This is a genomic window from Azospirillum sp. B21 (assembly GCF_008364825.1).
In the GTDB taxonomy this organism is placed as follows: domain Bacteria; phylum Pseudomonadota; class Alphaproteobacteria; order Azospirillales; family Azospirillaceae; genus Azospirillum.
This window is the reverse complement of record NZ_VTTO01000001.1, coordinates 979,905-1,003,675: the sequence shown is the minus strand read 5'-3', so window position 1 is coordinate 1,003,675 and position 23,771 is coordinate 979,905. Positions and strand designations below refer to the sequence as shown.

The 23,771-nt window shown below is 67.5% G+C and carries 23 protein-coding genes; 13 read left to right on the top strand and 10 right to left on the bottom strand.

The annotated features are described in order from the left end of the window. Window positions 1–130: 130 nt before the first annotated feature. Entirely contained in the window at window positions 131–1,324 is a 1,194-nt protein-coding gene (locus FZ983_RS04845) for a phosphoglycerate kinase (protein ID WP_149222414.1), read from the bottom strand. Window positions 1,325–1,617: 293 nt separating this feature from the next. Between FZ983_RS04845 and FZ983_RS04840 the strand changes: the two genes are divergently transcribed. Together FZ983_RS04840 and FZ983_RS04835 are read left to right on the top strand one after the other, a co-directional pair. Next, a complete protein-coding gene (locus FZ983_RS04840) occupies window positions 1,618–3,222 on the top strand; it encodes a CYTH and CHAD domain-containing protein (protein WP_149222413.1) in 1,605 nt (534 codons plus the stop codon). Window positions 3,223–3,234: 12 nt separating this feature from the next. After that, a complete protein-coding gene (locus FZ983_RS04835; RefSeq protein ID WP_149222412.1) occupies window positions 3,235–3,858 on the top strand; it encodes a ParA family protein in 624 nt (207 codons plus the stop codon). 31 nt (window positions 3,859–3,889) lie between these two features. Here FZ983_RS04835 and FZ983_RS04830 read toward each other — a convergent pair whose 3' ends face one another. The 3 genes from FZ983_RS04830 to FZ983_RS04820 form a co-directional block, all read right to left on the bottom strand. Then, on the bottom strand, window positions 3,890–4,684 hold the full coding sequence (locus tag FZ983_RS04830) for a methyltransferase domain-containing protein (protein WP_247883571.1): 795 nt from the start codon (window positions 4,682–4,684) through the stop codon (window positions 3,890–3,892). 80 nt (window positions 4,685–4,764) lie between these two features. Continuing rightward, complete coding sequence (locus FZ983_RS04825) at window positions 4,765–4,953, bottom strand: hypothetical protein (protein ID WP_149222410.1); 189 nt, start codon at window positions 4,951–4,953, stop codon at window positions 4,765–4,767. Between the two features lie 119 nt (window positions 4,954–5,072). Further along, window positions 5,073–6,542, bottom strand: a complete 1,470-nt coding sequence (locus tag FZ983_RS04820) for a HAMP domain-containing sensor histidine kinase (RefSeq protein ID WP_149222409.1) — start codon at window positions 6,540–6,542, stop codon at window positions 5,073–5,075. A gap of 122 nt (window positions 6,543–6,664) precedes the next feature. Between FZ983_RS04820 and rfaE1 the strand changes: the two genes are divergently transcribed. The 3 genes from rfaE1 to FZ983_RS04805 all read left to right on the top strand — a co-directional run bounded on the left by rfaE1 (window position 6,665) and on the right by FZ983_RS04805 (window position 9,069). Then, window positions 6,665–8,110 carry a D-glycero-beta-D-manno-heptose-7-phosphate kinase gene (gene rfaE1 / locus FZ983_RS04815; protein WP_149222408.1) on the top strand — a complete coding sequence of 482 codons (1,446 nt, stop codon included), beginning with the start codon at window positions 6,665–6,667 and terminating at the stop codon, window positions 8,108–8,110. 197 nt (window positions 8,111–8,307) lie between these two features. Continuing rightward, a complete protein-coding gene (locus FZ983_RS04810; RefSeq protein WP_149222407.1) occupies window positions 8,308–8,517 on the top strand; it encodes a cold-shock protein in 210 nt (69 codons plus the stop codon). Between the two features lie 132 nt (window positions 8,518–8,649). After that, complete coding sequence (locus FZ983_RS04805) at window positions 8,650–9,069, top strand: DUF6481 family protein (protein ID WP_247883570.1); 420 nt, start codon at window positions 8,650–8,652, stop codon at window positions 9,067–9,069. Between the two features lie 172 nt (window positions 9,070–9,241). Here FZ983_RS04805 and FZ983_RS04800 read toward each other — a convergent pair whose 3' ends face one another. Further along, window positions 9,242–9,400 carry an entericidin A/B family lipoprotein gene (locus FZ983_RS04800; protein ID WP_042443141.1) on the bottom strand — a complete coding sequence of 53 codons (159 nt, stop codon included), beginning with the start codon at window positions 9,398–9,400 and terminating at the stop codon, window positions 9,242–9,244. A gap of 139 nt (window positions 9,401–9,539) precedes the next feature. Between FZ983_RS04800 and FZ983_RS35005 the strand changes: the two genes are divergently transcribed. The 3 genes from FZ983_RS35005 to lpdA all read left to right on the top strand — a co-directional run bounded on the left by FZ983_RS35005 (window position 9,540) and on the right by lpdA (window position 11,707). Then, window positions 9,540–9,848 carry a Uma2 family endonuclease gene (locus FZ983_RS35005; protein ID WP_188092239.1) on the top strand — a complete coding sequence of 103 codons (309 nt, stop codon included), beginning with the start codon at window positions 9,540–9,542 and terminating at the stop codon, window positions 9,846–9,848. Next, the gene (locus tag FZ983_RS35000) at window positions 9,845–10,150 is read left to right on the top strand and encodes a Uma2 family endonuclease (protein WP_188092238.1); all 306 of its coding nucleotides are present in this window, start codon (window positions 9,845–9,847) and stop codon (window positions 10,148–10,150) included. Before FZ983_RS35005 ends, FZ983_RS35000 begins: the two co-directional genes overlap by 4 nt. 159 nt (window positions 10,151–10,309) lie before the next feature. Continuing rightward, the gene (gene lpdA, locus FZ983_RS04785; RefSeq protein ID WP_149222404.1) at window positions 10,310–11,707 is read left to right on the top strand and encodes a dihydrolipoyl dehydrogenase; all 1,398 of its coding nucleotides are present in this window, start codon (window positions 10,310–10,312) and stop codon (window positions 11,705–11,707) included. 103 nt (window positions 11,708–11,810) lie between these two features. Here the strand turns inward: lpdA and FZ983_RS04780 are convergent, their stop codons facing one another. The 4 genes from FZ983_RS04780 to fsa all read right to left on the bottom strand — a co-directional run bounded on the left by FZ983_RS04780 (window position 11,811) and on the right by fsa (window position 16,648). After that, window positions 11,811–13,991 carry a methyl-accepting chemotaxis protein gene (locus tag FZ983_RS04780; RefSeq protein ID WP_149222403.1) on the bottom strand — a complete coding sequence of 727 codons (2,181 nt, stop codon included), beginning with the start codon at window positions 13,989–13,991 and terminating at the stop codon, window positions 11,811–11,813. 313 nt (window positions 13,992–14,304) lie between these two features. Beyond that, window positions 14,305–15,255 (bottom strand): tyrosine recombinase XerC, encoded by a 951-nt coding sequence (locus tag FZ983_RS04775; RefSeq protein ID WP_149222402.1) that lies wholly within the window; start codon window positions 15,253–15,255, stop codon window positions 14,305–14,307. Then, window positions 15,252–15,974 carry a DUF484 family protein gene (locus FZ983_RS04770; protein ID WP_149222401.1) on the bottom strand — a complete coding sequence of 241 codons (723 nt, stop codon included), beginning with the start codon at window positions 15,972–15,974 and terminating at the stop codon, window positions 15,252–15,254. The genes FZ983_RS04775 and FZ983_RS04770 overlap by 4 nt, the downstream gene beginning before the upstream one ends. A gap of 17 nt (window positions 15,975–15,991) precedes the next feature. Further along, window positions 15,992–16,648, bottom strand: a complete 657-nt coding sequence (gene fsa, locus FZ983_RS04765) for a fructose-6-phosphate aldolase (protein WP_085090287.1) — start codon at window positions 16,646–16,648, stop codon at window positions 15,992–15,994. Between the two features lie 105 nt (window positions 16,649–16,753). Here fsa and FZ983_RS04760 point away from each other — a divergent pair, with 105 nt between their 5' ends. Both FZ983_RS04760 and FZ983_RS04755 read left to right on the top strand, forming a co-directional pair. Further along, window positions 16,754–19,060 (top strand): primosomal protein N', encoded by a 2,307-nt coding sequence (locus FZ983_RS04760; RefSeq protein WP_247883569.1) that lies wholly within the window; start codon window positions 16,754–16,756, stop codon window positions 19,058–19,060. Between the two features lie 187 nt (window positions 19,061–19,247). Continuing rightward, window positions 19,248–19,763, top strand: coding sequence for a cache domain-containing protein (locus tag FZ983_RS04755; protein ID WP_149222400.1), 516 nt, complete (start codon window positions 19,248–19,250; stop codon window positions 19,761–19,763). A 118-nt stretch (window positions 19,764–19,881) separates the two neighbouring features. Here the strand turns inward: FZ983_RS04755 and FZ983_RS04750 are convergent, their stop codons facing one another. After that, window positions 19,882–20,277 carry a hypothetical protein gene (locus tag FZ983_RS04750; RefSeq protein ID WP_149222399.1) on the bottom strand — a complete coding sequence of 132 codons (396 nt, stop codon included), beginning with the start codon at window positions 20,275–20,277 and terminating at the stop codon, window positions 19,882–19,884. 383 nt (window positions 20,278–20,660) lie between these two features. Between FZ983_RS04750 and FZ983_RS04745 the strand changes: the two genes are divergently transcribed. The 3 genes from FZ983_RS04745 to FZ983_RS04735 all read left to right on the top strand — a co-directional run bounded on the left by FZ983_RS04745 (window position 20,661) and on the right by FZ983_RS04735 (window position 23,734). Then, window positions 20,661–21,230: a F0F1 ATP synthase subunit delta gene (locus tag FZ983_RS04745; RefSeq protein WP_149222398.1), complete on the top strand. Its 570-nt coding sequence runs from the start codon at window positions 20,661–20,663 to the stop codon at window positions 21,228–21,230. Continuing rightward, on the top strand, window positions 21,230–22,759 hold the full coding sequence (gene atpA, locus FZ983_RS04740; RefSeq protein ID WP_014248784.1) for a F0F1 ATP synthase subunit alpha: 1,530 nt from the start codon (window positions 21,230–21,232) through the stop codon (window positions 22,757–22,759). The genes FZ983_RS04745 and atpA overlap by 1 nt, the downstream gene beginning before the upstream one ends. Before the next feature lie 87 nt (window positions 22,760–22,846). Beyond that, on the top strand, window positions 22,847–23,734 hold the full coding sequence (locus FZ983_RS04735; protein ID WP_149222397.1) for a F0F1 ATP synthase subunit gamma: 888 nt from the start codon (window positions 22,847–22,849) through the stop codon (window positions 23,732–23,734). Window positions 23,735–23,771 lie beyond the last annotated feature (37 nt).

Here is a 23,771-nt window from a genome sequence, read left to right as displayed (position 1 = left end):
TTATTGATAAACCTGCTGTATCGGGCTTCGGCGTAGTCCAGCGAAGTTCGGTGCTGGAGTCATGGTGAAATGAAAAAAGGCTCCGGGCCGAAACCCGGAGCCTTTCGCGTTTGCGATCCCGTGGAACCGCTTACTTCTTCAGCGCCGCGACACCCGGCAGTTCCTTGCCTTCCAGCCATTCCAGGAAGGCGCCGCCGGCGGCCGAGACGTAGGTGAACTTGTCCTCGACCCCGGCATGGGCCATCGCCGCGACGGTGTCGCCGCCGCCGGCGACCGACAGCAGGCCGCCGGCCTCGGTGCGGGCGGTGACCAGACCGGCAACCGCGTTGGTGCCGGCGTCGAAGGGCTGAATTTCGAAGGCGCCGAGCGGGCCGTTCCACACGACGGTCTTGGCGCCCTGCAGCTTCACACCCAGGAACTCCACGGTGGCCGGGCCGATGTCGAGGGCCATCTCGTCGGCGCCGATGGCGTCGAAGGCGACGACGCGGTTGGCGGCGCCGGCCTTGAACTCCTTGGCGACGACGAAGTCCTTCGGCAGCAGGATCTCGCAGTTGGATTCCTTGGCGGTCGCCATGATGGCGCGGGCCTGGTCGGCCATGTCCTTCTCGCACAGCGAGGCGCCGACGTCGGTACCCTGGGCGAACAGGAAGGTGTTGGCCATGCCGCCGCCGAGAACCAGCAGGTCCACCTTGCGGACCATGTTGCCGAGCAGCTCCAGCTTGGTGGAGATCTTCGCGCCGCCGACGACGGCGGCCACCGGACGCTCCGGCTTCTCCAGCGCGAGCGTCAGCGCCTTCAGTTCCGCTTCCATCAGGCGGCCGGCGGCGTTCGGGAGCAGGCGGGCGACGCCCTCGGTCGAGGCATGGGCGCGGTGGGCGGCGGAGAAGGCGTCGTTGACGTAGATGTCGCCCAGATCGGCCATCTGCTTGGCGAAGGCCGGATCGTTCTTTTCCTCTTCGGCGTGGAAGCGGGTGTTCTCCAGCAGCACGATGGCGCCGTCATGGACCTTGGCGATGGCCTCCTTCGCCTTGTCGCCGACGCAATCCTCGGCGAAGGCGACCTTCTGGCCGACGGCGGCGCTGAGCGCGTCCACCACGTTGCGCAGCGAGTTCTTGGCGTCCGGGCCGTTCTTCGGACGACCGAAATGCGACAGGACGACGACCTTGGCGCCCTTGGAGGACAGCTCCTTCAGGGTCGGGGCGAGGCGGTCGATGCGGGTGGTGTCGGACACCTTGCCGTCCTGCATCGGGACGTTCAGGTCGGCGCGCACCAGCACCGTCTTGCCGCTGACCTCGAGGTCGTCGATCGTGTTGAAATCGGTCATCTTCACACTTCCCCTAATATGGCCGTTTCCCGTCCGGGATCGGCCCTCGGTCGATTTGCCGAAACCCAATCACAGCGCCGACCGCATTGCAACGCCCCAAGGGTGGGGTGAAATGGGGCATATTGCCCCTGCAACCCCTGTCAAAGCGCTGCGAACGAAAGAAAGATGCGGGGGCCGAGGGTGCTGCAACCCCAGGCTTCTGCAACATTTCCGTAACTTGACCCTGTCCATTGCCTGTGCAAACACCCAACTGTAGGCCGGTGGGCCGCAAAACGGGGGTTGAAGCGCAGGCGATGGCTGAGGCGGACATCAACCGCGAGACGGAATTGAAGCTGGCGGCGAAGCCGGAAGACTTTGACACGCTGCGCGCCGCTCCCGCCATTGCGGACCGGGCAACCGGACCGGCAACGGCGAAGACCCTGGAAAGCACCTATTACGACACCGAAGACCGCCGGCTCGCCGCGCGCAAGGTGACGTTGCGGGTGCGCAAGACCGGCGACGGCTATGTCCAGACGGTCAAGTCCGCGCCGGACGAGGACGGGCTGGGGCGCGGGGAATGGGAATGCGCGGTGACCTCCGCCGCACCCGATCTGACGCTGATCACCGACGCCGCCGCAATCGAGTTGCTGGGCACGCTCGGCGAATCGGAGCTGCAGCCGGTCTTCACCTCGGTCGTCGAGCGCACGATTCAGGACGTGACGCTGGGCGAGGGGGATGACGCCGCCTCCATCGAGGTCGCCTTCGACCGTGGCCGCATCCAGCTGCCTGACGGCCGGTCCAGCGACCTGTGCGAGGTTGAACTGGAGCTGAAGAGCGGTCAGCCCGCCGCGCTCTACGATCTGGCGCAGGAATTGACGAAGGCGGCACCGCTGCGGCTGGAGATGCGCAGCAAGGCGGAGCGCGGCCACGCGCTGGCAAATGGGGCGACCGAGAAGGCGCTGAAGGCGGAAAAGCTGCTTCTCGATCCCGAGACGACGGTGGAAGGGGCGGTGGCCCGCATCGTGCGCGCCTGCCTTGCCCACATGGTCGCGAACGAGGCGGTGACGCTGGCCGGCGACGATCCGGAAGGCGTGCACCAGATGCGCGTTGCTCTGCGCCGGCTCCGCTCGGCCATTGCGCTGTTCCGGCCCTTCATTCCGGCCATGCAGTATCTCTGGTTGGTCGGCGAGATCAAATGGCTGGCCGGCAGCCTTGGGCCGGCGCGCGACTGGGACGTGTTCGGCGAGGAACTGCTGGCCCCGGTGCGCGACGCCTTCCACAAGGCCGACGGGCATGGCCGCTCGGCGGTGGAGGATCTGGACACGCTGGCCGCCGCCGCCGAGGCGAAGCGGCTGCGCGCCTATGAGGGGGTGCGCGAGGCGATCCGGTCGGACCGCTACACCGCCTTCCTGCTGGGTGTCGGCAGCTGGGTGGAGAAGCGCGGCTGGCGCGACCAGCCGGTCAGCGAGGAGTCGGTGCGGCTGTTCCAGCCGGTGATCGGGCTGGCCGACCATCTGCTGAACAAGCGCCACAAGAAGGCCAAGCGGGCCGGCCACGGTTTCGCCCATCTGCCGGTGGCCCAGCGCCACCAGCTGCGCATCGCCCTGAAGAAGCTGCGCTATGCCGTGGAGTTCTTCCGCAGCCTGTATGACGACAAGCCGGTGCGCCGCTACATCCAGCAGCTTGCCGCCTTCCAGGACGCGCTGGGCCACCTGAACGACGTGGCGACGGCGACGCGGCTTCTGCACGAGCTGCATGACGACGGCAGCCGCTCCGCCCCCGGCGAGCCGCGCGCCGCCGGCATCGTCATCGGCTGGCACGCCCGCGGGGTCGCCGACACCGAAGCGGCGCTTGTCGCCCTGTGGCATGATTTCCTCGACACCAAGCATTTCTGGTCGAAGCCGGACGCTGCGGTGTAGAGTCCCAGGGACATGCTCACGATCCTCGTCGCCAACATCAAGGGCGGCTGCGGCAAGACGACCGTCGCCACCCATCTCGCCGCCGCGTCCGCCGCGGCGGGCCTGCCCACCGTGCTGGCCGACGTGGACCGTCAGCACTCCTCGCTCGGCTGGCTGGAGCGCCGGCCGGGACAGGCGCCGACCCTGGTCGGGCTCGATTGGGCCAAGGACTTCTCCGACACGCCGCGCGGCACCAAACGGCTGGTGATCGACGCGCCCGCCGCATTGAAGACCAGGCAGATCGAGGATCTGGTGAAGATGGCCGATATCGTCGTGCTGCCGGTGCTTCCCGGCGCCTTCGACGAACAGGCGACCCAGCGCTTCCTCACCAAGCTCGATGAATTGAAGCGCATCGCCAAGAAGAAGACCACGGTGGCGGTGGTCGGCAACCGCATGCGTGCCCGCACCAGGGCCGCCGACCGGCTGGACCGTTTCCTCGGCGGTATCGGTCATCAGGTGGTGACCCGCCTGCGTGACAGCCAGATCTACGCCGACGCGGCCGAAAGCGGCCTCAGCCTGTTCGACATGCCGGGCAAGCGCGCCGCCGAGCATCGCGGCGACTGGCAGCCGCTGCTGAGCTACATCGACGGGGTTTGAGGGAGGGGGTGCGGTTGTCTCCTCCTCTCCCCTACACCCGCACCACGACGAACAGCCATTTGGTCGGGATCAGCGTGTTGCCGCTGGAATGCTCCGGATAGGCAGCCTCCAGGCGGCGGCGGTAGGCGGCGAGGAAACGGTCGAGTTCGGGGCCGGTCAACCGATGCATCACCGGCGCCAGCGCCGCCTGATGCAGCCATTGCAGAAGCGGAACGTCGCCGTCGAGGACGTGGAAATATTCGGTCTCCCACAGCTCGATGGACGCTCCTTCCGGGCTGAGCCAGTCGTAATAGTCCTGGGCATCGCAACCCCGGCCCTCGGTCAGCGGAGCCGCGGGCCAGACGCCATGCAGCCGCTCCGCCCAAGGGCCGTCGGCGGCGGTTTCCAGAAGCAGGTTGTGGGTGTCCTGATCCTGCGGGCGGGGCAGGGCGACGGCCAGCACGCCGCCGGGGCCGAGCGATTGCAGCAACTCGGGAAACAGCCGGTCATGCCCGGCCACATGCTGAAGCCCGCCGGCCGAGATGACGAGATCCGTCGGCCAGTGCGGACGCCAGACCGCCAGATCGGCGTGGAGGTAGCGCACGGAGGACGGCGTGTCGGCGGCCCAGCGCAGCATCGCGCGCGAATGGTCGACCGCCAGCACGTCGGCCTGGGGCCAGCGCGCCGCCAGCAGCCGGGACAACTGTCCGGCACCGCAGCCGAGATCGACGACCGAGCGTGGTGTGAGGGAGGAGGGAAGCGCCGCCGTCAGGTCGATGACGGGACGGCGGCGCAGGACATCGAGCGTCGCGAAGGCGTCAGGGTCCCATGCCATGCTGTGTGTCATGTGGCACCCGCTCTGTTGGGCTCATGCCCTCCAGCCATCGCGTCGACCGTCGGGGCTTCGCCGATGGAAGCCCCTTCAGGTCAGTGGGCGGAGCCCATGCGGTCGAAATAACGGCCGATCGACGCGAAGATGAAAAGCACGCAGCCGAGGAAGACGATCAGGCCACCGATGGCGAATGCATCGTCCGCCGCGCGCGAGGAGGCGAGCAGGCCGACGAAAGCCATGAGGCCGGCGAGGATGGGATTGATCCAGTAGGAGAAGGCTTTCACGTCCCGAAGTCCTTTCAGAACAAGGCGTTGGCGGAGGGGAAGCGCTCGCCTCCCGCCCCGCCGGGCTTCCCGCGAACGCTTCGTCATTGAAGGGATTCTGCGGGACGGAGCCCGCGGAATCAATGCGACACAAACGACTTGTGCCCTGCAACATCTACCGGATCGGTTTCCGTGTTGCCTTGCGGTATGTCAAGCGCGAAGACCGTTCCGGCCGCATCGCTGCGCACCAGCCGCAACTCCCCGCCATGGGCGCGCAGCACCTCCCGCGCGATGGCGAGGCCGAGGCCGATCCCGCCGGCCCGGGCCGATCCGGCGAAGGGCTGGAACAGGTTTTCCCGTGCCCGCGGGGCAAGGCCGGGGCCGTCGTCGGCGGCTGTCAGGGTCAAGGAGCCCGCCGGCCCGGCCTCGACCGCGATCCGCACCCGGCCGGCGCCGGCTTGCACCGCGTTGCGGCCGAGGTTGACGAGCGCGCGGCCAAGCTGTGCCGCATCCACCGGCGCCAGAGTGCCGGCGGGGATGTCGTTGATCCATTCCGCCTCGACCCGCCCGCCGTCGGGGTGGACGGTGGCGAGCACCTCCGCGCCGGCCTCATCGGCCACACGGTGCAGGTCGGTGGAGGCGGGGGACAGCGGCAGGACGCCGTCACGGGTGAAGGACAGCGTCTGGCCGCACAGCTCAACCGCACGATCCAGCGAGGCGACCAGCCGCGGCGTCACCCGCCGCACCTCCGGATCCGCGCTCTCGGTCAGTCGTTCCGACAGTAGGGAGGCGGTGGAGAGGATGCCGCGCAGGTCGTGGTTGATCTTCGCCACCGCGGTGCCCAGGGTGGCGAGCCGTTCACGCTGGCGCAAGGCCGCGCGCACCGTGCCCTGCATGGCAGCGAGTTCTCGCTCGGCGACGCCGATCTCGTCGGCGCGGGCGCCCGGCACCAGCGGCGGGGCGCCGTCGGGGTCGCGGCGGAAGGCGACGACCTCCGCGGTCAGCCGCCGCATCGGCCGCACCAGCAGCGCATGCAGCGTGAGATAGACCAGGATCGCCGCGATCAGCGAGATGGCGACCGATACCGCCAGGATGCGGCGGGAGAACTCCACCATCGCGTCGATCAGCGGCCGCTCGTCCATCGTCACCTCGACGCGCTGGACAGGGTCGTTGGGCGAACGGTCGATCACCCGGATCACCCGGTTGCGCGGCGGTCCGAAGGCGCCTTCCAGGGCCAGCCGCAGAGCGTGGCCGGCATCGATGATCTGCATGCCCATGCCGGTGGTGCGCAGGTCGTACACGGCATCGACCTGCGGCGGCATCGGGCGCGACAGCATATAGACCCGCGCACCCGGCTGGATCAGGTCGATGACATGGGTGCCGGTGTAGGCCAGCAGCTTCGCCTGCAGCTCCTTCGTCACCATCAGGTCGGGGGCGGCCTCCACCGACAGGGCCGCGATGTGGGCGGCGGCCAGCCGCTCCTCCAGGTAGCTCATGCGGAAACGGGCGATGGAAGGGGTGTAGATCAGCACCTCCGCCAGCAGCACGAACAGGATGGTCAGCACCAGCAGCTTGGCCGACAGGCTGGTCGCGACGGTGTGGCGGGGCATGGGCGGAGGAACTGAGCGTGTGTTGCAGGAACGCCATCCTACGACGGTGACAAACGAGCGTCACCCCCGCCAAGGCCCCGATCCGCTGGCTTTACCGCTTTGGCGTTGGTAAGACAGGCGCCATGAGCGACCTTGCCCGTCACATCGACTCCCTGTCGCGCGCCAACGTGCTGTGCATTGGCGACGTGATGCTCGACCGTTTCGTCTATGGTTCGGTGGACCGGGTGTCGCCGGAGGCGCCGATCCCTGTCCTGCGCGTGGACCGCGAGGTGCCCAAGCTGGGCGGCGCCGGCAATGTCGCCGCCAACCTGGTGGCGCTGGAGGCGGCCTGCCGCTTCGTTTCGGTGGTCGGGCGCGACGGCATCGGCACCGACCTGCTGGCCCTGCTGCGGCGCGAGGGCGTCAGCGACGGCGCAATCGTCATCGAGGACGGGCGCCAGACCACGGTGAAGACCCGTTTCATCGCCGGCCAGCAGCAGCTTCTGCGCACCGACATCGAGACGGTGGTGCCGATCACCGTCGCCGATCGCGTGCTGGAACGGGTGCGCGAACTGCTGCCCGACGTGGGCGGCGTCATCCTGTCCGACTACGGCAAGGGTGTGTTGACCGACGATCTGGTGACGGCGGTGATCGCCGCCGCGCGGGAGGCAGGGCGCACGGTGGTGATCGACCCCAAGGGGCGCGACTACCGCCGCTATCGCGGCGCCGACATCGTGACGCCCAACCGCAAGGAGCTGATGGAGGCCACCGGCCTGCCGGCGCGGACGGACGAGGAGGTGATCGCCGCCGCCCGCCACCTGATCGCCACCTGCGGCATCGGCGCCGTCGTCGCCACCCGCAGCGAACAGGGCATGTCAGTGGTCACGGCCGGGGACGCGGTGCATCTGCCGGCCGAGGCGCGCGAGGTGTTCGACGTTTCCGGTGCCGGCGACACCGTGGTGGCGACGCTGACCGCCGCGCTGTCGGTGGGGATCGATCTGGTGGACTCGGCGCGGCTGGCCAATCTGGCCGCCGGCATCGTGGTGGGCAAGGTCGGCACCGCGGTCGTCCGCTCGGCCGAGCTGTTGTCCGGCTTGCACGAGCAGGAGTGGCGCCAGGGCGAGGAGAAGGTGGCGACCCGCGACACCGCGGCCGAGCGGGCGGAGCGCTGGCGGCTGCGCGGCAAGCGCGTGGGCTTCACCAACGGCTGCTTCGACCTGCTGCACCCCGGCCATATCTCGCTGCTGAAGCAGGCGCGGGCGGCCTGCGACATCCTGGTCGTTGGGCTGAACAGCGACGAATCGGTGAAGCGGCTGAAGGGCGAAAGCCGGCCGGTGCAGAACGAGACGGCACGTGCCACGGTGCTGGCGTCGCTGGGTTGCGTCGATCTGGTGGTGATCTTCGGCGAAGACACGCCGGAAACGCTGATCCGTGCGCTGCGCCCGGATGTGCTGGTCAAGGGCGCCGATTACACCATCGCGACCGTGGTGGGGGCGGAGTTCGTCCAGAGCTATGGCGGCAAAGTTGTGCTGGCCAATCTGGTCCAGGGCCAGAGCACGACCAACACCATCAAGCGCATGAAGAGCTGATCCAATCCGGCGGGCCATCGCCGCCGGCATCGATTGTCACTTGTAAGCTGCCGATGCATGGCCCATCTATGGGTGATCGACGTTGCTCTGGGCTTTGTTATTCCGATCCCTCACACGGATTTGGGTCTCTTCCCCGAAGTGAAATTGATGCGCCTGCGCACTCTCGCGCAGGGCAACGCCAGGAAGGGAACTGACCCATGGCTATCGGTACCGTCAAGTTTTTCAATTCCACCAAGGGCTTTGGCTTCATTCAGCCGGAAGACGGCACGGCCGACGTGTTCGTCCACATCTCCGCGGTGGAGCGCGCCGGGATCAGCAACCTCGGTGAAGGCCAGAAGCTGTCCTTCGATGCCGTTCGCGATCCGCGCCGCGGCAAGGTTGCGGCCGAGAACCTGCGCGCCCTCTGAGCGCAGCAGGTTCGAAGAGGAAGGGCGGCTCCGGCCGCCCTTTTTCGTACCGGAAATCGGGAGCGCCGCAGCCGGGATCACTGATCCCCGGCGCCGCATCGCCGCCTTTGGTGGCCCCGCCCGATACGGGACTTGTTTGATGGCCTGCCTGCGGGCACGGCCAGTTTTACGAAATGGATGGATATGAACGGTTTTAAGAATGCAGGGCTTTCGGAGCGTCTGAGCGCGGCCGCCGGCGCGAAAAAGGCACTGCTGGAAAAGTTCAAGGCGCAACCCGGTGTGAACGATCCGGTATTCGCCGAGCGCGAAGAGGCGCGGCTGGCCATTCGCGTCGCCCGTGAGGCCCGCGAGGCTGAACGCAATGCAGCGCGCGAAGCCCGCAAGGCCGCCGAACAGGAAGTGTTGCAGGCCGAGCAGGCCGAGTTGGCCGCCCGCGAGGCGCTGGCGGTTCAGGAACTTGCCGAGCAGGCCAAGCGCCAAGTGGCGACGGCAGCGGAGGCGAAAGCCGCCCGCGACGCCCGCTACGCCGCCCGTAAGGCCAGAAACCGCTGAATCGGATCGCGGAAAGTCGGAAATCGGACTGAACCGCGAATCCGGTCGTTGAACAAAGCGGTCGTTGAAAAAAGCCATGGCCCCATGCGGTTCGGATCGAACGCATGGGGCCATGGCTTTTTCATTGTCGGCTCCGGGTGGATCGGCTTCCGGAGCCGTGCTGAACGCTGACTTACATCTTCTTCTGGACGTTGTCGGCGCCACGCTCGATGGCGCGGCCGCCGGCCTGCACGTCCTGGCCCGCACCCTCGACGGTGTTGCAGGCGGCCAGCGTGGTGCCCAACAGCGTGCCCAGGACGGCGAGCAGGGCGAACTTCTTGACGGTGGTCATGGTCGGTCTCCGTTGCGGTGGCTGTGTGATGTCCACTGGAACGCAAGCGGAGCCGTAAAGGTTTCCCGATCCAATCGGAGAGGGGCCTTGCGCAAAAGGGGTGCCCTTCGCTTCGACGCCGGGATGGATTACATTTGGAGTGCTGCCGCACGTCGCGCCCGGATCGGAGACCGCCATGCCGCTCGCCCGCCGCTTCACCCCGCTGACGACCGCCGACGAATTCCTGGCCATGGAATTCCGTGACGATGCCCGATACGAACTGGTCGATGGTGAGATCGTGGGGCAGGCGCATTCAAGTCCGGCGCACAGCACCCTGCAGGTCGCCCTGGGCGGCGCATTGCGCGATGCGTTGCGGGAGAAGGCCAAGCGGGACGGAACCCGCTGCCGCGCCCTGTCGGAGGCCGGCGTCCGTCCGCACTTCGACCTAACACACAACTACTCGCGGTGACCTGCGAGCCCTTCGATCCGGAGATCCCCTACACCACGGCGCCGGTGCTGCTGGTGGAAATCCTGTCGCCGACGGAGGAGAAGGCGCAGCGGGCGAAGCTGCACGCCTATGCCGCCATGGCGTCGGTGCGGGAGATCCTGTTCCTCGACTCGCGGATCATCCGGGCGGAACTGCATCGCCGCAACTCCGACAATCTCTGGCCCGCCGCACCCGAGGTGCTGGAGGAGGAGGGGCGGCTGGTGCTGGGAACCGCCGGCCTCGACATACCGCTGGCCGAGTTGTACCGCGACCTCGGGTTCTGACCTCGTCCATTAGGCGACCCTGCTTGCAGAGACGAAGTGTCCCGTTGCCACCGGGCGTGAGCGCGGGCATAAATCGCCCCGCGGAACATCCCGCTTGCCCTCCCCGCTGGATGGGACGGCTTTTGGCAACGAGCAAGAATGGCGAAAGGAAAGCCTCTCATGGCTGAAAGCACTTTTGACGTCGTTGTGATCGGCGGCGGCCCCGGCGGGTATGTCTGCGCGATCCGCGCGGCGCAGCTCGGCTTCAAGGTCGCCTGCGTCGAGAAGCGGGGGACGCTGGGCGGCACCTGCCTGAATGTCGGCTGCATCCCGTCCAAGGCTCTGCTGGCGGCGTCGGAGAAGTTCGAGGAAGCGGCCCACGGCCTCGCCAAGTTCGGCATCAAGGTCGGTGGCGTCGAGCTCGACCTGCCGGGCATGCTGGCCCACAAGGACAAGGTCGTTAAGGACAACGTCGGCGGCATCGAATTCCTGTTCAAGAAGAACAAGGTCACCTGGCTGAAGGGTGCGGGCAAGATCACCGCCGCGAACACCGTCGAGGTCGAGGGCGTCGGTTCCATCACCGCGTCGAAGGCGATCGTCATCGCCACCGGTTCGGACGTGACCCCGCTGCCGGGCATCGCCATCGACGAGAAGCGCGTGGTGTCCTCCACCGGCGCCCTGTCGCTGCCGGAGGTTCCGAAGCATCTGGTCGTCATCGGCGGCGGCGTGATCGGGCTGGAGCTGGGCTCCGTCTGGGGCCGTCTGGGCGCCAAGGTGACGGTGGTCGAGTATCTCGACCGCGTGCTGCCGAGCATGGACAACGAGCTGTCGAAGCAGGCCCAGCGCATCTTCGCCAAGCAGGGCATGGACTTCAAGCTGGGCACCAAGGTGACCGGCGCGTCCGTGACCGAGACCGGCGTGACCCTGACGGTCGAGCCCGCCGCCGGCGGCGAGGCGCAGACCATCGAGGCCGATACCGTCCTGGTCGCCATCGGCCGCCGCCCCTACACCGAAGGCCTCGGCCTGGAGGCGGTGGGTGTCGAGCTGGAGCGCGGCCGGGTCAAGATTGACGGTCATTTCCAGACCAACGTGCCGGGCATCTACGCCATCGGCGACGTGGTGGAAGGCCCGATGCTGGCCCACAAGGCCGAGGAAGAGGGCGTCGCCCTGGCCGAGCAGCTGGCCGGCCAGAAGAGCCACGTCAACCACGACTTGGTTCCCGGCGTCGTCTACACCTGGCCGGAAGTCGCCGCCGTCGGCAAGACCGAGGAGCAGCTGAAGGCCGCGGGCGTCGCCTACAAGACCGGCAAGTTCCCGTTCACTGCGAACGGCCGCGCGCGTGCCGGCGGCAACACCGACGGCTTCGTGAAGATCCTGTCGGATGCCTCCACCGATCAGGTGCTGGGCGTCCACATGATCGGCCCGAACGTGTCGGAGATGATCGGCGAGCTGGTGCTGGCCATGGAGTTCAGCGCGTCCGCCGAGGACGTCGCCCGCACCTGCCACGCCCACCCGACTTTGTCGGAAGCGGTCAAGGAAGCGGCCCTGGCGGTGGACGGGCGTCCGCTGCACATCTGATTTCCTGCCCATCTGATCCGCGGTCCGCAAGGTCCGTAACGACGAAAGGCTCCCTCGCCGTTTGGCGGGGGAGCCTTTTCCGTTCCGGCGCCCGGGTCGCTCGTCAGGCCGCGCGGATGGTCGACAGGAAGCCGTTCACCGCGGTGCGCAGGCGGCCGGCGTCGCCGGCGAGCTGACCGGAGACCGACAGGACGTTCTCGGCGGAATGGCCGGCCTCGACGGCGGCGCTGCGGACGTCGGCGATGGTCCTGGTCACTTCCTGGGTGCCGCTGGCGGCCTGCTGGACGTTGCGGGCGATCTCGGCGGTGGCCGATCCCTGTTCCTCCACCGCAGCGGCGATGGCGGTGGAGATCTCGTCGATCTGGGCGATGATACCGCCGATCCCCTTGATGGCGCTGGCGGTCTCGTCGGTGACGCGCTGCATGCCGGTGACGTGGCCGGCGATCTCCTCCGTCGCCCGGGCGGTCTGGCTGGCGAGGCTCTTCACCTCCTGCGCCACCACGGCGAAGCCCTTGCCGGCCTCACCGGCGCGGGCGGCCTCGATGGTGGCGTTCAGCGCCAGCAGGTTGGTCTGGCTGGCAATGTCCTGAATCAACTGCACCACCGTGCCGATCTTCTCTGCCGCCTCCGTCAGGCTCAGCACCTGCCCGTTGGCCTGTTGGGCGGCCTCCACCGCCTCACGGGCGATCTGGGCGGAGCGGTTGACCCGCTCGCCGATCTCCTGGATCGACGCCGACAGCTCTTCCGTGGCGCTGGCGACGGTCTGGACGTTGCTGCTGGCATCCTGGGACGCGTTGGCGACCACGCCGGCCTGCTGGCTGGTCTGGGTCGCGGTGGCGGTCATGGTCTGGGCCGTGCCGGTCATCGATTGGGCCGCACGGTCGACGCCGTCGACCACATTCATAACCTGGGCCTCCAGGGTGTCGGCCAGTTGCAGCATGGCGGCGCGGCGTTCGGCGTCGGCCTTGGCCTGATCCTCCGCCCGCTGGTCGATCATCCGCTTCAGGTCGGCCAACATCTTGCGCAGGGCGTCGGCCAGGGCGCCGACCTCGTCGGATTGGCGGATGTCGAGCGTCTGATCGAAGCGGCCGGCGGCGATGCCTTCGGCGAAGGCGACGCTGGCGCGGATCGGCCGGGCGACGCCGCCGGCGACCACCCACATCACCGCGACGGCGCCAAGCGCGACCAGGGCGCCGACGGTCATCTGCCACAGGATGTTGGAGTTGGCACGCTCGCCGAGCGCGGAGGACAGCGCCATGCCGTCGGCCAGCACGATGTCCTTCGGCACCTGCACCAGCACCGCCCACGGCTTCTCGGTGTTACCCATGGTGATGGGGGCGAAGCTGCGCAGCATGTTGGTGGAGGACTCGATGTCGACATGGGCCTTGCCGGCCTGGACATTCGCCAGATCGGCCTGCCAGGAGGTGTCGAAGGTGGAGATCGGCTGGCCGATCAGGTCGGGCCGGGCGCTGTGGGCGACGATCAGGCCCATGTTGCTGATGATGACGACCTGGCTGCGGCCGTCGAACACCGCGGCGCTGACCTTGGTCGACAGCTGCTGGACGAAATCGAGGTTGAAGTCGGCGCCGGCCACGCCGCGGAACTTGCCGTCGATCACCACCGGCACCGACAGGGTCGCCAGGAACACCTGCTTGCCCTGCACGATGTAGGGCAGGGGGTCGAGCACGCTTTCACGCCCGTTCTCCTGCGGGCCGATGTACCAGCCGCCCTTCATGACGCCGTTGGGATGGCGTTCGCGGCTGTCATACTCGACCAGGGGCTGCATGGCGATGTGGCCGCTCTGGTCGCGGTTCCAATAGGGAAGGAAGCGGCCGGTGGCGTCGGTGCCGGTTTCGCGGCGGTTGCGGAACTCTTCGTCCCGGCCGTCGAGCGCGTTGGGCTCCCAGGCCGAATAGGTGCCGTTGAACAGCGGGTTGCGCTTCAGCACCGACAGGAGCACGCCGTTGAAGGCGTCGCGGCGCCGGTCGGACGGGACATGGCCGCCCGCGCTGCCATCGGCGAGGCTGGAGAAGCTGGCGGCCATGGTCCGGGCGGCGTTCAATGCGGTGTCGAACTCCGACCGCAGAAGGCCGGCCTGCGTGGCTGCGAGATTCTGAAGCGATTCCGTCGTCTTGCTCTCAAGAATTCGCTCTACGTTGTCCGTGACGAATTCGTTGCTGGAGCGTGTCGACAGAATTCCGAAACCGACGAGTACGGCAACCGTGCCGGCCAAGCAAAGTCCAGATAGGATGGATATCTTCGATTGGATTGATTTTATTTGCATGTCGGTTTCCCCGCGTGAGCTGCGCGCTGGGATAGCATTAGAAAATTGAAATATTAAACAACAGATAACAGCTTGTAAGGGTTTATCACCGATATCCTGTACAAAAGTCTGATAGGCTCAGAGAGTTTGACAATCATTATCATTGGGTATTCTTGCAATGTGCAGAACACGTTTGATTGACGGCAAAGTGAATGCCGTCAGTTCGATTGTTGCGCGGTTTGCAGCGTGACCGCGAGTGCTTTGATGGAGAGTTCGGCCAGACGTTGGGGCGCATACTGGAATATGTCGACTGGGTTGAGCAATCCGGCGTCGGTCAGCCCTTGCGCGCCCGAGGATGGGCGTTGCGGTACACGTTCATCAACTGCTCGTTCTCCACATCCGTGTAACGCTGGGTTGTGGAAAGTGAAGCGTGGCCGAGCAGGTCCTGGATGGCACGCAGGTCGCCGCCGTCCGCCAAAAGATGGGTCGCGAAACTATGTCGCAGGGCGTGCGGGGTGGCACTGTCCGGCATGCCCATCAGGGCGCGCAGCTTCTGCATCTGGTGCTGGGCCACGCTGGCGTTCAGCCGGCCGCCGCGGGTGCCGACGAACAGCGGGCCGTCCGGCGCCAGCGTGAAGGGGCAGCTGTCGATATAGGCGCGCACAGCCTCCGTCACCGCCGGCAGCACGGGGATCATGCGGTCCTTGCGGCCCTTGCCGGTGACGCGCAGCGTGTCGCCCAGCGGTGCGTCCTTTCGGGCCAGACCCAGCGCCTCCGAAATGCGCAGGCCGCAGCCGTAGAGAAGTGTGAACAGGGCGCGGTCACGCTTGCCGATCCAGGGCTCCTCGCGGTCGCGTTCGGCCTCCTCCAGCAGGCGGTCGGCGTCGATCTCCGTCAGCGGGCGCGGGGCCGGGCGCTTGACCTTCGGTGTGGCGAGCGTGGCGATGGCGGGATTGTGCAGGCGGCCGCTGCGGTCCATCCAGCGGAACAGGTTGCGCACCGCCGCCAGCTTCCGCGCCCGGCTGGCCCCGACCAGCCCATCCATCGCCAGCCTGGACATCCAGGCGCGGAAATCCGCCGCCTTCAGGTCGCCCAGATCGTTCAGCGAGGGCGGGGTGCCGCCGCGGAATTCGGTGAGGAAGCGCAGGAACTCAGCAACGTCGGCGGTGTAGGCCGACAGGGTGTGGCGGGAAACCGCCTTTTCGCTCTCCATCCAGCGCTGCCAATGGGCCAGCACGTCCTGGACGTCCGGCTTGGCGGAGAATCCCAATACAGGTTCGCTCACGCCGGCAGCTCCAGCCAGCCGCGGATCACCCGCTCGATGACGCGGGCGAGGAAGCCGACCAGTTCGGTGCCCTGACCGCTGTGGAAGGTGTCGGGCTCGCGGCTGCCGAAGGCGAGCAGGCCGTCGGGCGTCTCGCTGGAAACCTGGATGCGGATCAGCGCCTCCGACCGGACCAGGCCGGCGCCGGGACCGTAGATCTCGGGATCGCCCTGGATGTCGGTGTTCAGCACCACGTCGGCGCGGCCCAGCCGGTCGGCGATGGCGCCCGGCTCCACCACCCGCACGCCGGAGCGGTGGACATGGGGGATGTCGGTGCCGTTGGATTCGATGACGAGGCAGGCGACGTCGAGGTCGAGCAGAACCGCGAGGTCGGTGGTGATGGTCTGGATCAGCTGCTCGAAGCTTTGGGCGTCGAGCAGGAACAGCACCGCGGCATGGATGCGGTTCTGGCTGTTCAGGTTGGCCCGGCTGGTGCCGATCAGCTCGCGCTGCTGGTCCTTGAGGGTGCGGACCTCGGCGCGCAGCCGGTCGACCATGAAGGCCTGGAGGTCCACCACCCCACGCCCACGGTCGACCGACGGCGGAGTCAGGTGGTGGACCAGATCGGCGTTCTGGGCCAGGAAGTCCGGGTGGCTCCGCAGATAGGCGCGCACATCCTCCGAGGAGAGCGTCGACGCCTGACGCGGGGGGTGGCCCGGTTCGCGGCCCCTGTCGGCCATGATCGCTCCGGCCCGCCTTACAGGATCGACTGACCGGTCTTCTTCCAGTCATCGACGAACTGGGAGAGACCCTTGTCGGTCAGCGGGTGGTTGAACAGCTGCTTCAGCACCGACGCCGGGGCGGTCACCACATGGGCGCCGAGGCGGGCTGCCTTGACGATGTGCATCGGGTTGCGGATCGAGGCGACCAGCACCTCGGTCTTGAAGGCGTCGTAGTTGTTATAGATCTCGCAGATGTCCTTGATGATGCCCATACCGTCCTGGCCGATGTCGTCCAGACGGCCGACGAAGGGCGACACGAAGCTGGCGCCGGCCTTGGCCGCCAGGATCGCCTGGGCGGGGGAGAAGCACAGCGTGACGTTGACCATCGTGCCTTCGGACGAGATGATCTTGCAGACCTTCAGGCCGGCCGGGGTCAGGGGCACCTTCACCGCGACGCGGTGGGAGATCTTGGCGATCTTGTGGGCCTCGGCGAGCATGGTCTCGAAGTCGGTGGAGGCCACCTCGGCGCTGACCGGACCGTTGACGACGTCGCAAATCTCGGCCACGAGGTCGAGGAATTGACGGCCGGACTTGGCGATCAGGGAGGGGTTGGTGGTAACACCGTCCAGCAGACCGGTATCGGCCAGATCGCGGATCTCGGCGATGTCGGCGGTGTCGACGAAGAACTTCATGACGAAGGGTCCATGCTTGCTGATGTTGACCGGAACCGGCCGCGCCGGAAAGCTGACCGACGCGCCGTCCCGCCCGGTGCCCGGGACATGAGGCCACTCTAGCCGATGCGTTCGACTTCCGCCAGTTCCGCCCCGGGCATTCAGGGGGATCTTCTTGGGGACACGCCCGAAACGGGGCAGCCCGAAGGCGATTTCGCGCCCGAATCCACCCGTTCCGCGGCAAAGCTCCAGCCCGGTGCGCCGGACCGCCGCGTCGCCGTTCTGCTGCCACTGCCCTTGCGCGAGGCCTACGACTACCGCGTGCCGGACGGGATGGAACTGGTTCCCGGCGATTACGTCGAGGTGCCGCTGGGCCCGCGCCGGGTCATCGGCGTCGTCTGGGGACCCGGCGCCGGGACACTGGAGTCCGGCCGGCTGAAGGCGGTGGTGCGCCGGTTCGACGTGCCGCCGATGACCGAGGTCGGCCGCCGCTTCGTCGAATGGGTCGCCGCCTACACCATGACCCCGCCGGGCTTCGTCCTGCGCATGGCGGTCAGCGTGCCGGCGGCGCTGGAGCCGCCCAAGCCGATGCTGGCCTATCTGCGCAAGCAGGGTGCCGAGCCGCCGCCCGGCTTCAAGATGACCGACCCGCGCAGGCGCATCCTGGCCTTGCTGGAGGATGGGCCGCCGCGCACGCCGGCGGAACTGGCCGACGAGGCCGGCTGCGGCGTCACCGTGGTGCGGGGACTGGCGGAGGCCGGGCTGCTGGAGCCGGTGATGCTGCAGCCGACCCGGCTCGGCCGGCCGGACTGGCAGCGGCCGGGGCCCACCCTTTCACCCGACCAGCGGGCGGCGGCCGATGACCTGCGTGAGCGGGTGGCATCGGGGCGCTACTCCACCGTGCTGCTCGACGGCGTCACCGGGTCGGGCAAGACGGAGGTCTATTACGAAGCGATCTCGGCGGCGCTGGAGCAGGGCAAACAGGCGCTGGTGCTGCTGCCGGAAATCGCGCTGTCGGCGCAGTGGCTCGACCGCTTCGCCCGGCGCTTCGGCGCGCCGCCGGCGGAATGGCATTCGGAATTGACCGGGGCGCAGCGCCGCGACACCTGGCGCGCGGTGTCGAAGGGCGAGGTGCCGGTGGTGGTCGGCGCGCGCTCGGCGCTGTTCCTGCCCTATCCCGACCTGGGCGTCATCATCGTCGACGAGGAGCACGACTCCGCCTACAAGCAGGAGGAGGGGGCGATCTACCACGCCCGCGACATGGCGGTGGCGCGGGCGCATCTAGGGGGCTTGCCCATCGCGCTGGTCTCGGCCACGCCGTCGCTGGAGACCAAGGTCAATGCCGACAGCCACCGCTATGCCCGCATCGCCCTGCCGGCGCGCCATGGCGGCGCCGTGCTGCCCGACGTCGAACTGGTCGACCTGCGGCGCGACCGTCCGCCGGCCCGGCATTGGCTGGCGCCCAGCCTGCGCAAGGCACTGACCGACACGCTGTCGGGGGGCGAGCAGGCGATGCTGTTCCTGAACCGCCGCGGCTACGCCCCGCTGACCCTGTGCCGCGCCTGCGGCCACCGCATGCAATGCCCGAACTGCACAGCGTGGCTGGTCGAGCACCGGCTCGCGCGGAAGTTGCAGTGCCACCATTGCGGCCTGCAGCAGCCCTTGCCCCATGCCTGCCCGGAATGCGGGGAGGAGGGCACGATGGCGGCTTGCGGTCCCGGCGTGGAGCGCATCGCCGAGGAGGTGGCGGAGCTGTTCCCCGAGGCCCGTGCCGCCATCATGGCGTCCGACACCCTGCATGGGCCGCGCGCCATCCAGGAGATGGTGGAGAGCATCGGCCGGCACGAACTGGACATCATCATCGGCACCCAGGTGATGGCGAAGGGCCACCATTTTCCGATGCTGACCCTGGTGGGGGTGGTCGATGCCGACCTGGGCCTCAACGGCGGCGACCTGCGGGCGGCGGAGCGCACCTACCAGCTTTTGCATCAGGTGGCCGGGCGCGCCGGGCGCGGCGAGCGGCCGGGACGGGTGATGCTGCAGACCTTCATGCCCGAACATCCGGTGATGCAGGCTCTGGCCGCCGGCGACCGCGACGGCTTCTACCAACTGGAGGCGGAGATGCGGCTGGAGGCCGGCATGCCGCCCTTCGGCCGGCTGGCGGCGCTGATCGTGTCGGGCGAGGATCCGACGCTGGTGGAGCGGGTGGCGATGGCGCTGGGCCGCGCGGCCCCGCGCAGCGACGACGTCCATGTGCTGGGGCCGGCCCCGGCGCCGCTGGCCCTGCTGCGCGGGCGGCACCGCCGCCGCCTGCTGCTGAAGGCGCCGCGCAGCACCCAGGTGCAGCCGCTGATCGCGGAATGGCTGGACCGGGTGGAGATCCCGCCGGCCATTCGGGTGCAGATCGATGTCGACCCCTACAGCTTCCTTTAGGCGTCCTTGGTGCCGTCCGGCGAAGCTGCGGCGAATTGACCCGAATTGGTCGCCGCGACGGCCGGGCATGGCACCTGTGACGTTTGGTCCATTGCGCGGCGGCGGTCACGGTATTACCACGGCCGAGATGGTTCCGAATCGAAACATCCTTCCCGGACCCAAACACCACAGGCACAGGTTCAGGCTGATGGCCGGCATGATCTCCAAGCTTCGTCTGCGCGTACAGCGTCAAACCCTGCTGACCGTTCTGCCGGTTCTGCTGCTGCTGGTGGTCATTGCCTTCGCCGCCGGCGCGCCGGCCCACACCCGCGGCACCGATGCGGAGGCGCTGACCATGATCGACCGTGCCCAGCATCTGCTGGAGCGCATCGGTCCGGACGCTGCGGCCGAAGCCTTTGCCGGCCATGATAGCGCTTACATCGACCGCGACCTCTACCCGATGCTGCTGGACGACAAGGGCGTGATGATCGCCCATGGCTGGACCGCGACGCTCAACGGGTCGGACCTGCAGGATCTGCGCGACGTCGACGGGAAGCCCTTCATCCGCGAGGCGCTGGCCGGGGTGGCGCGCGACGGGCGCACCGATGTCACCTATCAGTGGATCGATCCGCTGACCGGACAGGTCGCGCGCAAGACGATGCACGCCCGCCGCTTGGTGCTGAACGGCAAGCCCTACATGCTGGCGGTCGGGGTCTACCGATAGGCGGGGATGGCGCCGGCAGGTCGTCCGGTTCGACAGTGGAACGCATGCGGCGGGATGCCGCACGTCTCTTTTCTACATGGTGAAATTTGGAAGCCGCCCTTCCTGGGCCATCCGACGGTCACGGCGTCCGCGGGCGACGCGGGCGCCAGATCGACAGGCATTCCGCGGCGCTGTCGCCGGCTCCGATGCCGTACCACCCGGAACGGTCGTGGAAGGACAGGCTGTAGCGCCCCTTGGCATCGCGTTCGAAGCGGAAGACGGGGCGATCCACCTCCGGCAGAAGCACCAGCAGGCGATCGTGGTCGCGGCCCGACTCGCGCAGCACGCCGGCCCAATGGCCGTGGCTCAGCTTGGGTTCGGCGACCGCGGAGAAGGCGTCCAGGTCTTCCGGAGTGAAACGGGCGCGGCAGAACTGGATGACGTTCGACGGCCGGGATCCGGTGCCGGCATCGGCGATCGCAACGGTGTCGGCAACGGCATCGGCACTAGGATCGGACGTCGGCATGATGGTCATGGCGGAAGGGCCCCTGGTCTCTCTGGACCGGCCTCGAGCATGGCGAAACCACCGGAAACGGTGGCGGATCGGCCGGCTGGGCGGTTCGGTACGACCGTGGATCAGATTGGTTAACCTTGAATTAAGCCGAGATTGGGGCCACATCGAAGTCACAGCCGGTATGACCAGTCGAGCCCGACTCGAGTCATTGGCGAACGCAGTTGCGACCAATGATTCCGCAGTTGCTCAAAACGCCGCAGTCAAATTGTCCAGACCCCGTTGCGTAGGCGCGATTCCTGTGATATTGGACCGCTCGCTTTCGCGGCCGGGGTGTTTGTGCCTCGGGTTGACACCCTATAAGGCCGCCGAATTCACCGTCTACCGAACTCAATTCGAGGGATCAGGTGGCATCCGAAGGAACAGGCGTATCCGAACTCGCCGCGCGTTACTCCATCGCGCTGTTCGAGCTTGCGGACGAAAACCAGGCGTTGGACACGGTCGCGAGCGACCTGACCACGCTGAAGCAGATCCTGGCCGAGAGCGCTGACCTCCGTCGCCTCGTCCGCAGCCCCGTCATCAGCCGCGCCGATCAGGGCAAGGCCATGGCCGCTGTCCTGGACAGCGCCGGCGTGTCCGATCTGACCAAGCGCTTCATCGGGCTGGTGGCGGCCAACCGCCGCCTGTTCTCGATCGACGGGATGATCGATGGCTTCCTGGCCGAACTGGCCCGGCGCCGCGGCGAGGTCACGGCGCAGGTCACGACGGCCCAGCCGCTGAACGACGCCCAGCGCGACGCCGTCATCGACGCGCTCAAGGCGTCCATCGGTTCCAAGGTGCTGGTGAACACCTCCGTCGATCCGGAGTTGATCGGCGGCATGATCGTTAAGTTCGGCTCGCGCATGGTCGATACCTCGGTGCGCACGAAGCTGAACAAATTGCAACTCGCCATGAAGGCCTCAGGGGGATCAGTCTGATGGATATCCGCGCCGCAGAAATCTCTGCGATCCTCAAGCAGCAGATCGCGAATTTCGGGACCGAGGCGGATGTCGCCGAGGTTGGTCAGGTCCTGTCGGTGGGTGACGGCGTCGCCCGCGTGCACGGCCTGGACAACGTCCGCGCCGGCGAAATGGTCGAGTTCCCGGGTGGCCTGCAGGGCATGGCGCTGAACCTCGAAACCGACAATGTCGGTATCGTGATCTTCGGCGACGACCGCGGCATCAAGGAAGGCGACACCGTCAAGCGCACCGGCACCATCGTCGACGTTCCGGTCGGCCGTGGCCTGCTGGGCCGCGTGGTCGACGGCCTGGGCAACCCGATCGACGGCAAGGGTCCGCTGGTCAACGTCGAGCGCAAGCGCGTCGAGGTGAAGGCCCCCGGCATCATCCCGCGCAAGTCGGTGCACGAGCCGATGCAGACCGGCCTGAAGGCCGTCGACAGTCTGGTTCCGATCGGGCGCGGCCAGCGCGAACTGATCATCGGTGACCGTCAGACCGGCAAGACCGCCGTCGTCATCGACACCTTCCTGAACCAGAAGCCGATCAACCAGGGCGACGACGAGAGCAAGAAGCTCTACTGCATCTACGTCGCCGTCGGCCAGAAGCGTTCGACCGTCGCCCAGATCGTCAAGACCCTGGAAGACGCCGGCGCCATGGAATACTCCATCGTCGTCGCCGCCACCGCGTCGGAGCCGGCTCCGCTGCAGTTCCTGGCGCCGTACACCGGCTGCACGATGGGCGAGTATTTCCGCGACAACGGCATGCACGCCCTGATCGTGTACGACGATCTGTCCAAGCAGGCCGTCGCCTACCGCCAGATGTCGCTGCTGCTCCGCCGTCCGCCGGGCCGCGAAGCCTATCCGGGCGACGTGTTCTACCTCCACAGCCGCCTGCTGGAGCGCGCCGCCAAGATGGGCGACGCCCACGGCAACGGCTCGCTGACCGCCCTGCCGGTCATCGAGACCCAGGCCGGCGACGTGTCCGCCTACATCCCGACCAACGTGATCTCGATCACCGACGGTCAGATCTTCCTGGAAACCGGCCTGTTCTATAAGGGCATCCGCCCTGCCATCAACGTCGGTCTGTCGGTGAGCCGCGTCGGCTCCGCCGCCCAGATCAAGGCGATGAAGCAGGTCGCCGGCACCATCAAGATGGAACTCGCGCAGTACCGCGAGATGGCTGCCTTCGCCCAGTTCGCCTCGGACCTCGACGCCTCGACCCAGCGCCTGCTGGCCCGCGGCGCCCGTCTGACCGAGCTGCTGAAGCAGGGCCAGTTCCAGCCGCTGCCCGTCGAAGAGCAGGTCGTGTCGATCTTCGCCGGCGTGAAGGGCTACCTGGACGCCATCCGCGTCGAGGACGTGAACCGCTTCGAGGCCAAGTTCCTGTCGGAAATCCGCGCCAAGGGCGCCGATATCCTGGCGGCGATCCGCACCGACAAGCAGATCACCTCGGCGACCGAAGAGAAGCTGAAGGCGTTCCTCGACGGCTTCGCCAAGGTCTTCGCCTGACCGACCGCGCGCGGGGGCGGGAAACCGCCCCCCACCGTCTTGTAGAGACGGTCACGGAACGACCTCGAGCGGAATTGAAGGGCCGGCATGCCTAACCTCAAGGACCTAAAGAACCGGATCTCGAGCGTCCAGTCGACGCGCAAGATCACCTCGGCCATGAAGATGGTTGCGGCTTCCAAGCTGCGCCGCGCTCAGGACCAGGCGGAAGCCAGCGGTCCCTACGCGGAGCGCATGGGCCGCATGCTGTCCTCCCTGGCCGCCAACGTGCAGGACAGCGGCAACGGCCCGAAGCTGATGACCGGGACGGGCGCCGACAAGGTGCATCTGCTGGTCGTCATCAGCTCCGACCGCGGTCTGTGCGGCGCCTTCAACGGCTCCATCGTTCGTGAGGCCAAGCGCCAGATCACGCGCCTGCAGAGCGAAGGCAAGACCGTCAAGCTGCTGACCGTCGGCCGCAAGGGCCGCGACCAGCTGAAGCGCGAATTCGCCTCCCTGATCGTCGAAAGCTACGAGGATGTCGGCCGCCGCCGGCTCGGCTTCAGCGACGCCGACATGGTGGCGACGAAGGTGCTGGCGATGTTCGATGCCGGCGAGTTCGACGTCTGCTCGGTCATCTTCAACAAGTTCAAGTCGGCGATCTCCCAGATCGTCACGGTTCAGCAGCTCATCCCCTTCGCCGTCGCCACCGAGGCCACCGAGGCCGCCGGTGCTGATGCCAAGGCGATGTACGAGTTCGAGCCGGACGAGGAGCAGATCCTCGCCGAACTGCTGCCGCGCAATCTGTCCATCCAGATCTACCGCGCCCTCCTGGAGAGCGCAGCGTCCGAGCAGGGTGCCCGGATGACCGCGATGGACAATGCGACGCGCAACGCCGGCGACATGATCAACAAGCTGACGATCACCTACAACCGGACGCGCCAGGCCTACATCACCAAGGAGCTGATCGAGATCATCTCCGGTGCCGAAGCCCTGTAACGGCCGCATCCGCACGTAGCGTCCAGCCAATTTGCGC

Coding starts and splice junctions, on each gene's coding strand:
- FZ983_RS04820 (WP_149222409.1), bottom strand. CDS start 6,542: ATGCCCCGCCACACCGTCGCGACCAGCCTGTCGGCCAAGCTGCTGGTG.
- lpdA (WP_149222404.1), top strand. CDS start 10,310: ATGGCTGAAAGCACTTTTGACGTCGTTGTGATCGGCGGCGGCCCCGGC.
- FZ983_RS04830 (WP_247883571.1), bottom strand. CDS start 4,684: ATGACACACAGCATGGCATGGGACCCTGACGCCTTCGCGACGCTCGAT.
- FZ983_RS04750 (WP_149222399.1), bottom strand. CDS start 20,277: ATGACCATCATGCCGACGTCCGATCCTAGTGCCGATGCCGTTGCCGAC.
- FZ983_RS04840 (WP_149222413.1), top strand. CDS start 1,618: ATGGCTGAGGCGGACATCAACCGCGAGACGGAATTGAAGCTGGCGGCG.
- FZ983_RS04755 (WP_149222400.1), top strand. CDS start 19,248: ATGGCCGGCATGATCTCCAAGCTTCGTCTGCGCGTACAGCGTCAAACC.
- rfaE1 (WP_149222408.1), top strand. CDS start 6,665: ATGAGCGACCTTGCCCGTCACATCGACTCCCTGTCGCGCGCCAACGTG.
- FZ983_RS04810 (WP_149222407.1), top strand. CDS start 8,308: ATGGCTATCGGTACCGTCAAGTTTTTCAATTCCACCAAGGGCTTTGGC.
- FZ983_RS04770 (WP_149222401.1), bottom strand. CDS start 15,974: ATGGCCGACAGGGGCCGCGAACCGGGCCACCCCCCGCGTCAGGCGTCG.
- FZ983_RS04735 (WP_149222397.1), top strand. CDS start 22,847: ATGCCTAACCTCAAGGACCTAAAGAACCGGATCTCGAGCGTCCAGTCG.
- FZ983_RS04800 (WP_042443141.1), bottom strand. CDS start 9,400: ATGACCACCGTCAAGAAGTTCGCCCTGCTCGCCGTCCTGGGCACGCTG.
- atpA (WP_014248784.1), top strand. CDS start 21,230: ATGGATATCCGCGCCGCAGAAATCTCTGCGATCCTCAAGCAGCAGATC.
- FZ983_RS04780 (WP_149222403.1), bottom strand. CDS start 13,991: ATGCAAATAAAATCAATCCAATCGAAGATATCCATCCTATCTGGACTT.
- fsa (WP_085090287.1), bottom strand. CDS start 16,648: ATGAAGTTCTTCGTCGACACCGCCGACATCGCCGAGATCCGCGATCTG.
- FZ983_RS04760 (WP_247883569.1), top strand. CDS start 16,754: ATGCGTTCGACTTCCGCCAGTTCCGCCCCGGGCATTCAGGGGGATCTT.
- FZ983_RS04835 (WP_149222412.1), top strand. CDS start 3,235: ATGCTCACGATCCTCGTCGCCAACATCAAGGGCGGCTGCGGCAAGACG.
- FZ983_RS04845 (WP_149222414.1), bottom strand. CDS start 1,324: ATGACCGATTTCAACACGATCGACGACCTCGAGGTCAGCGGCAAGACG.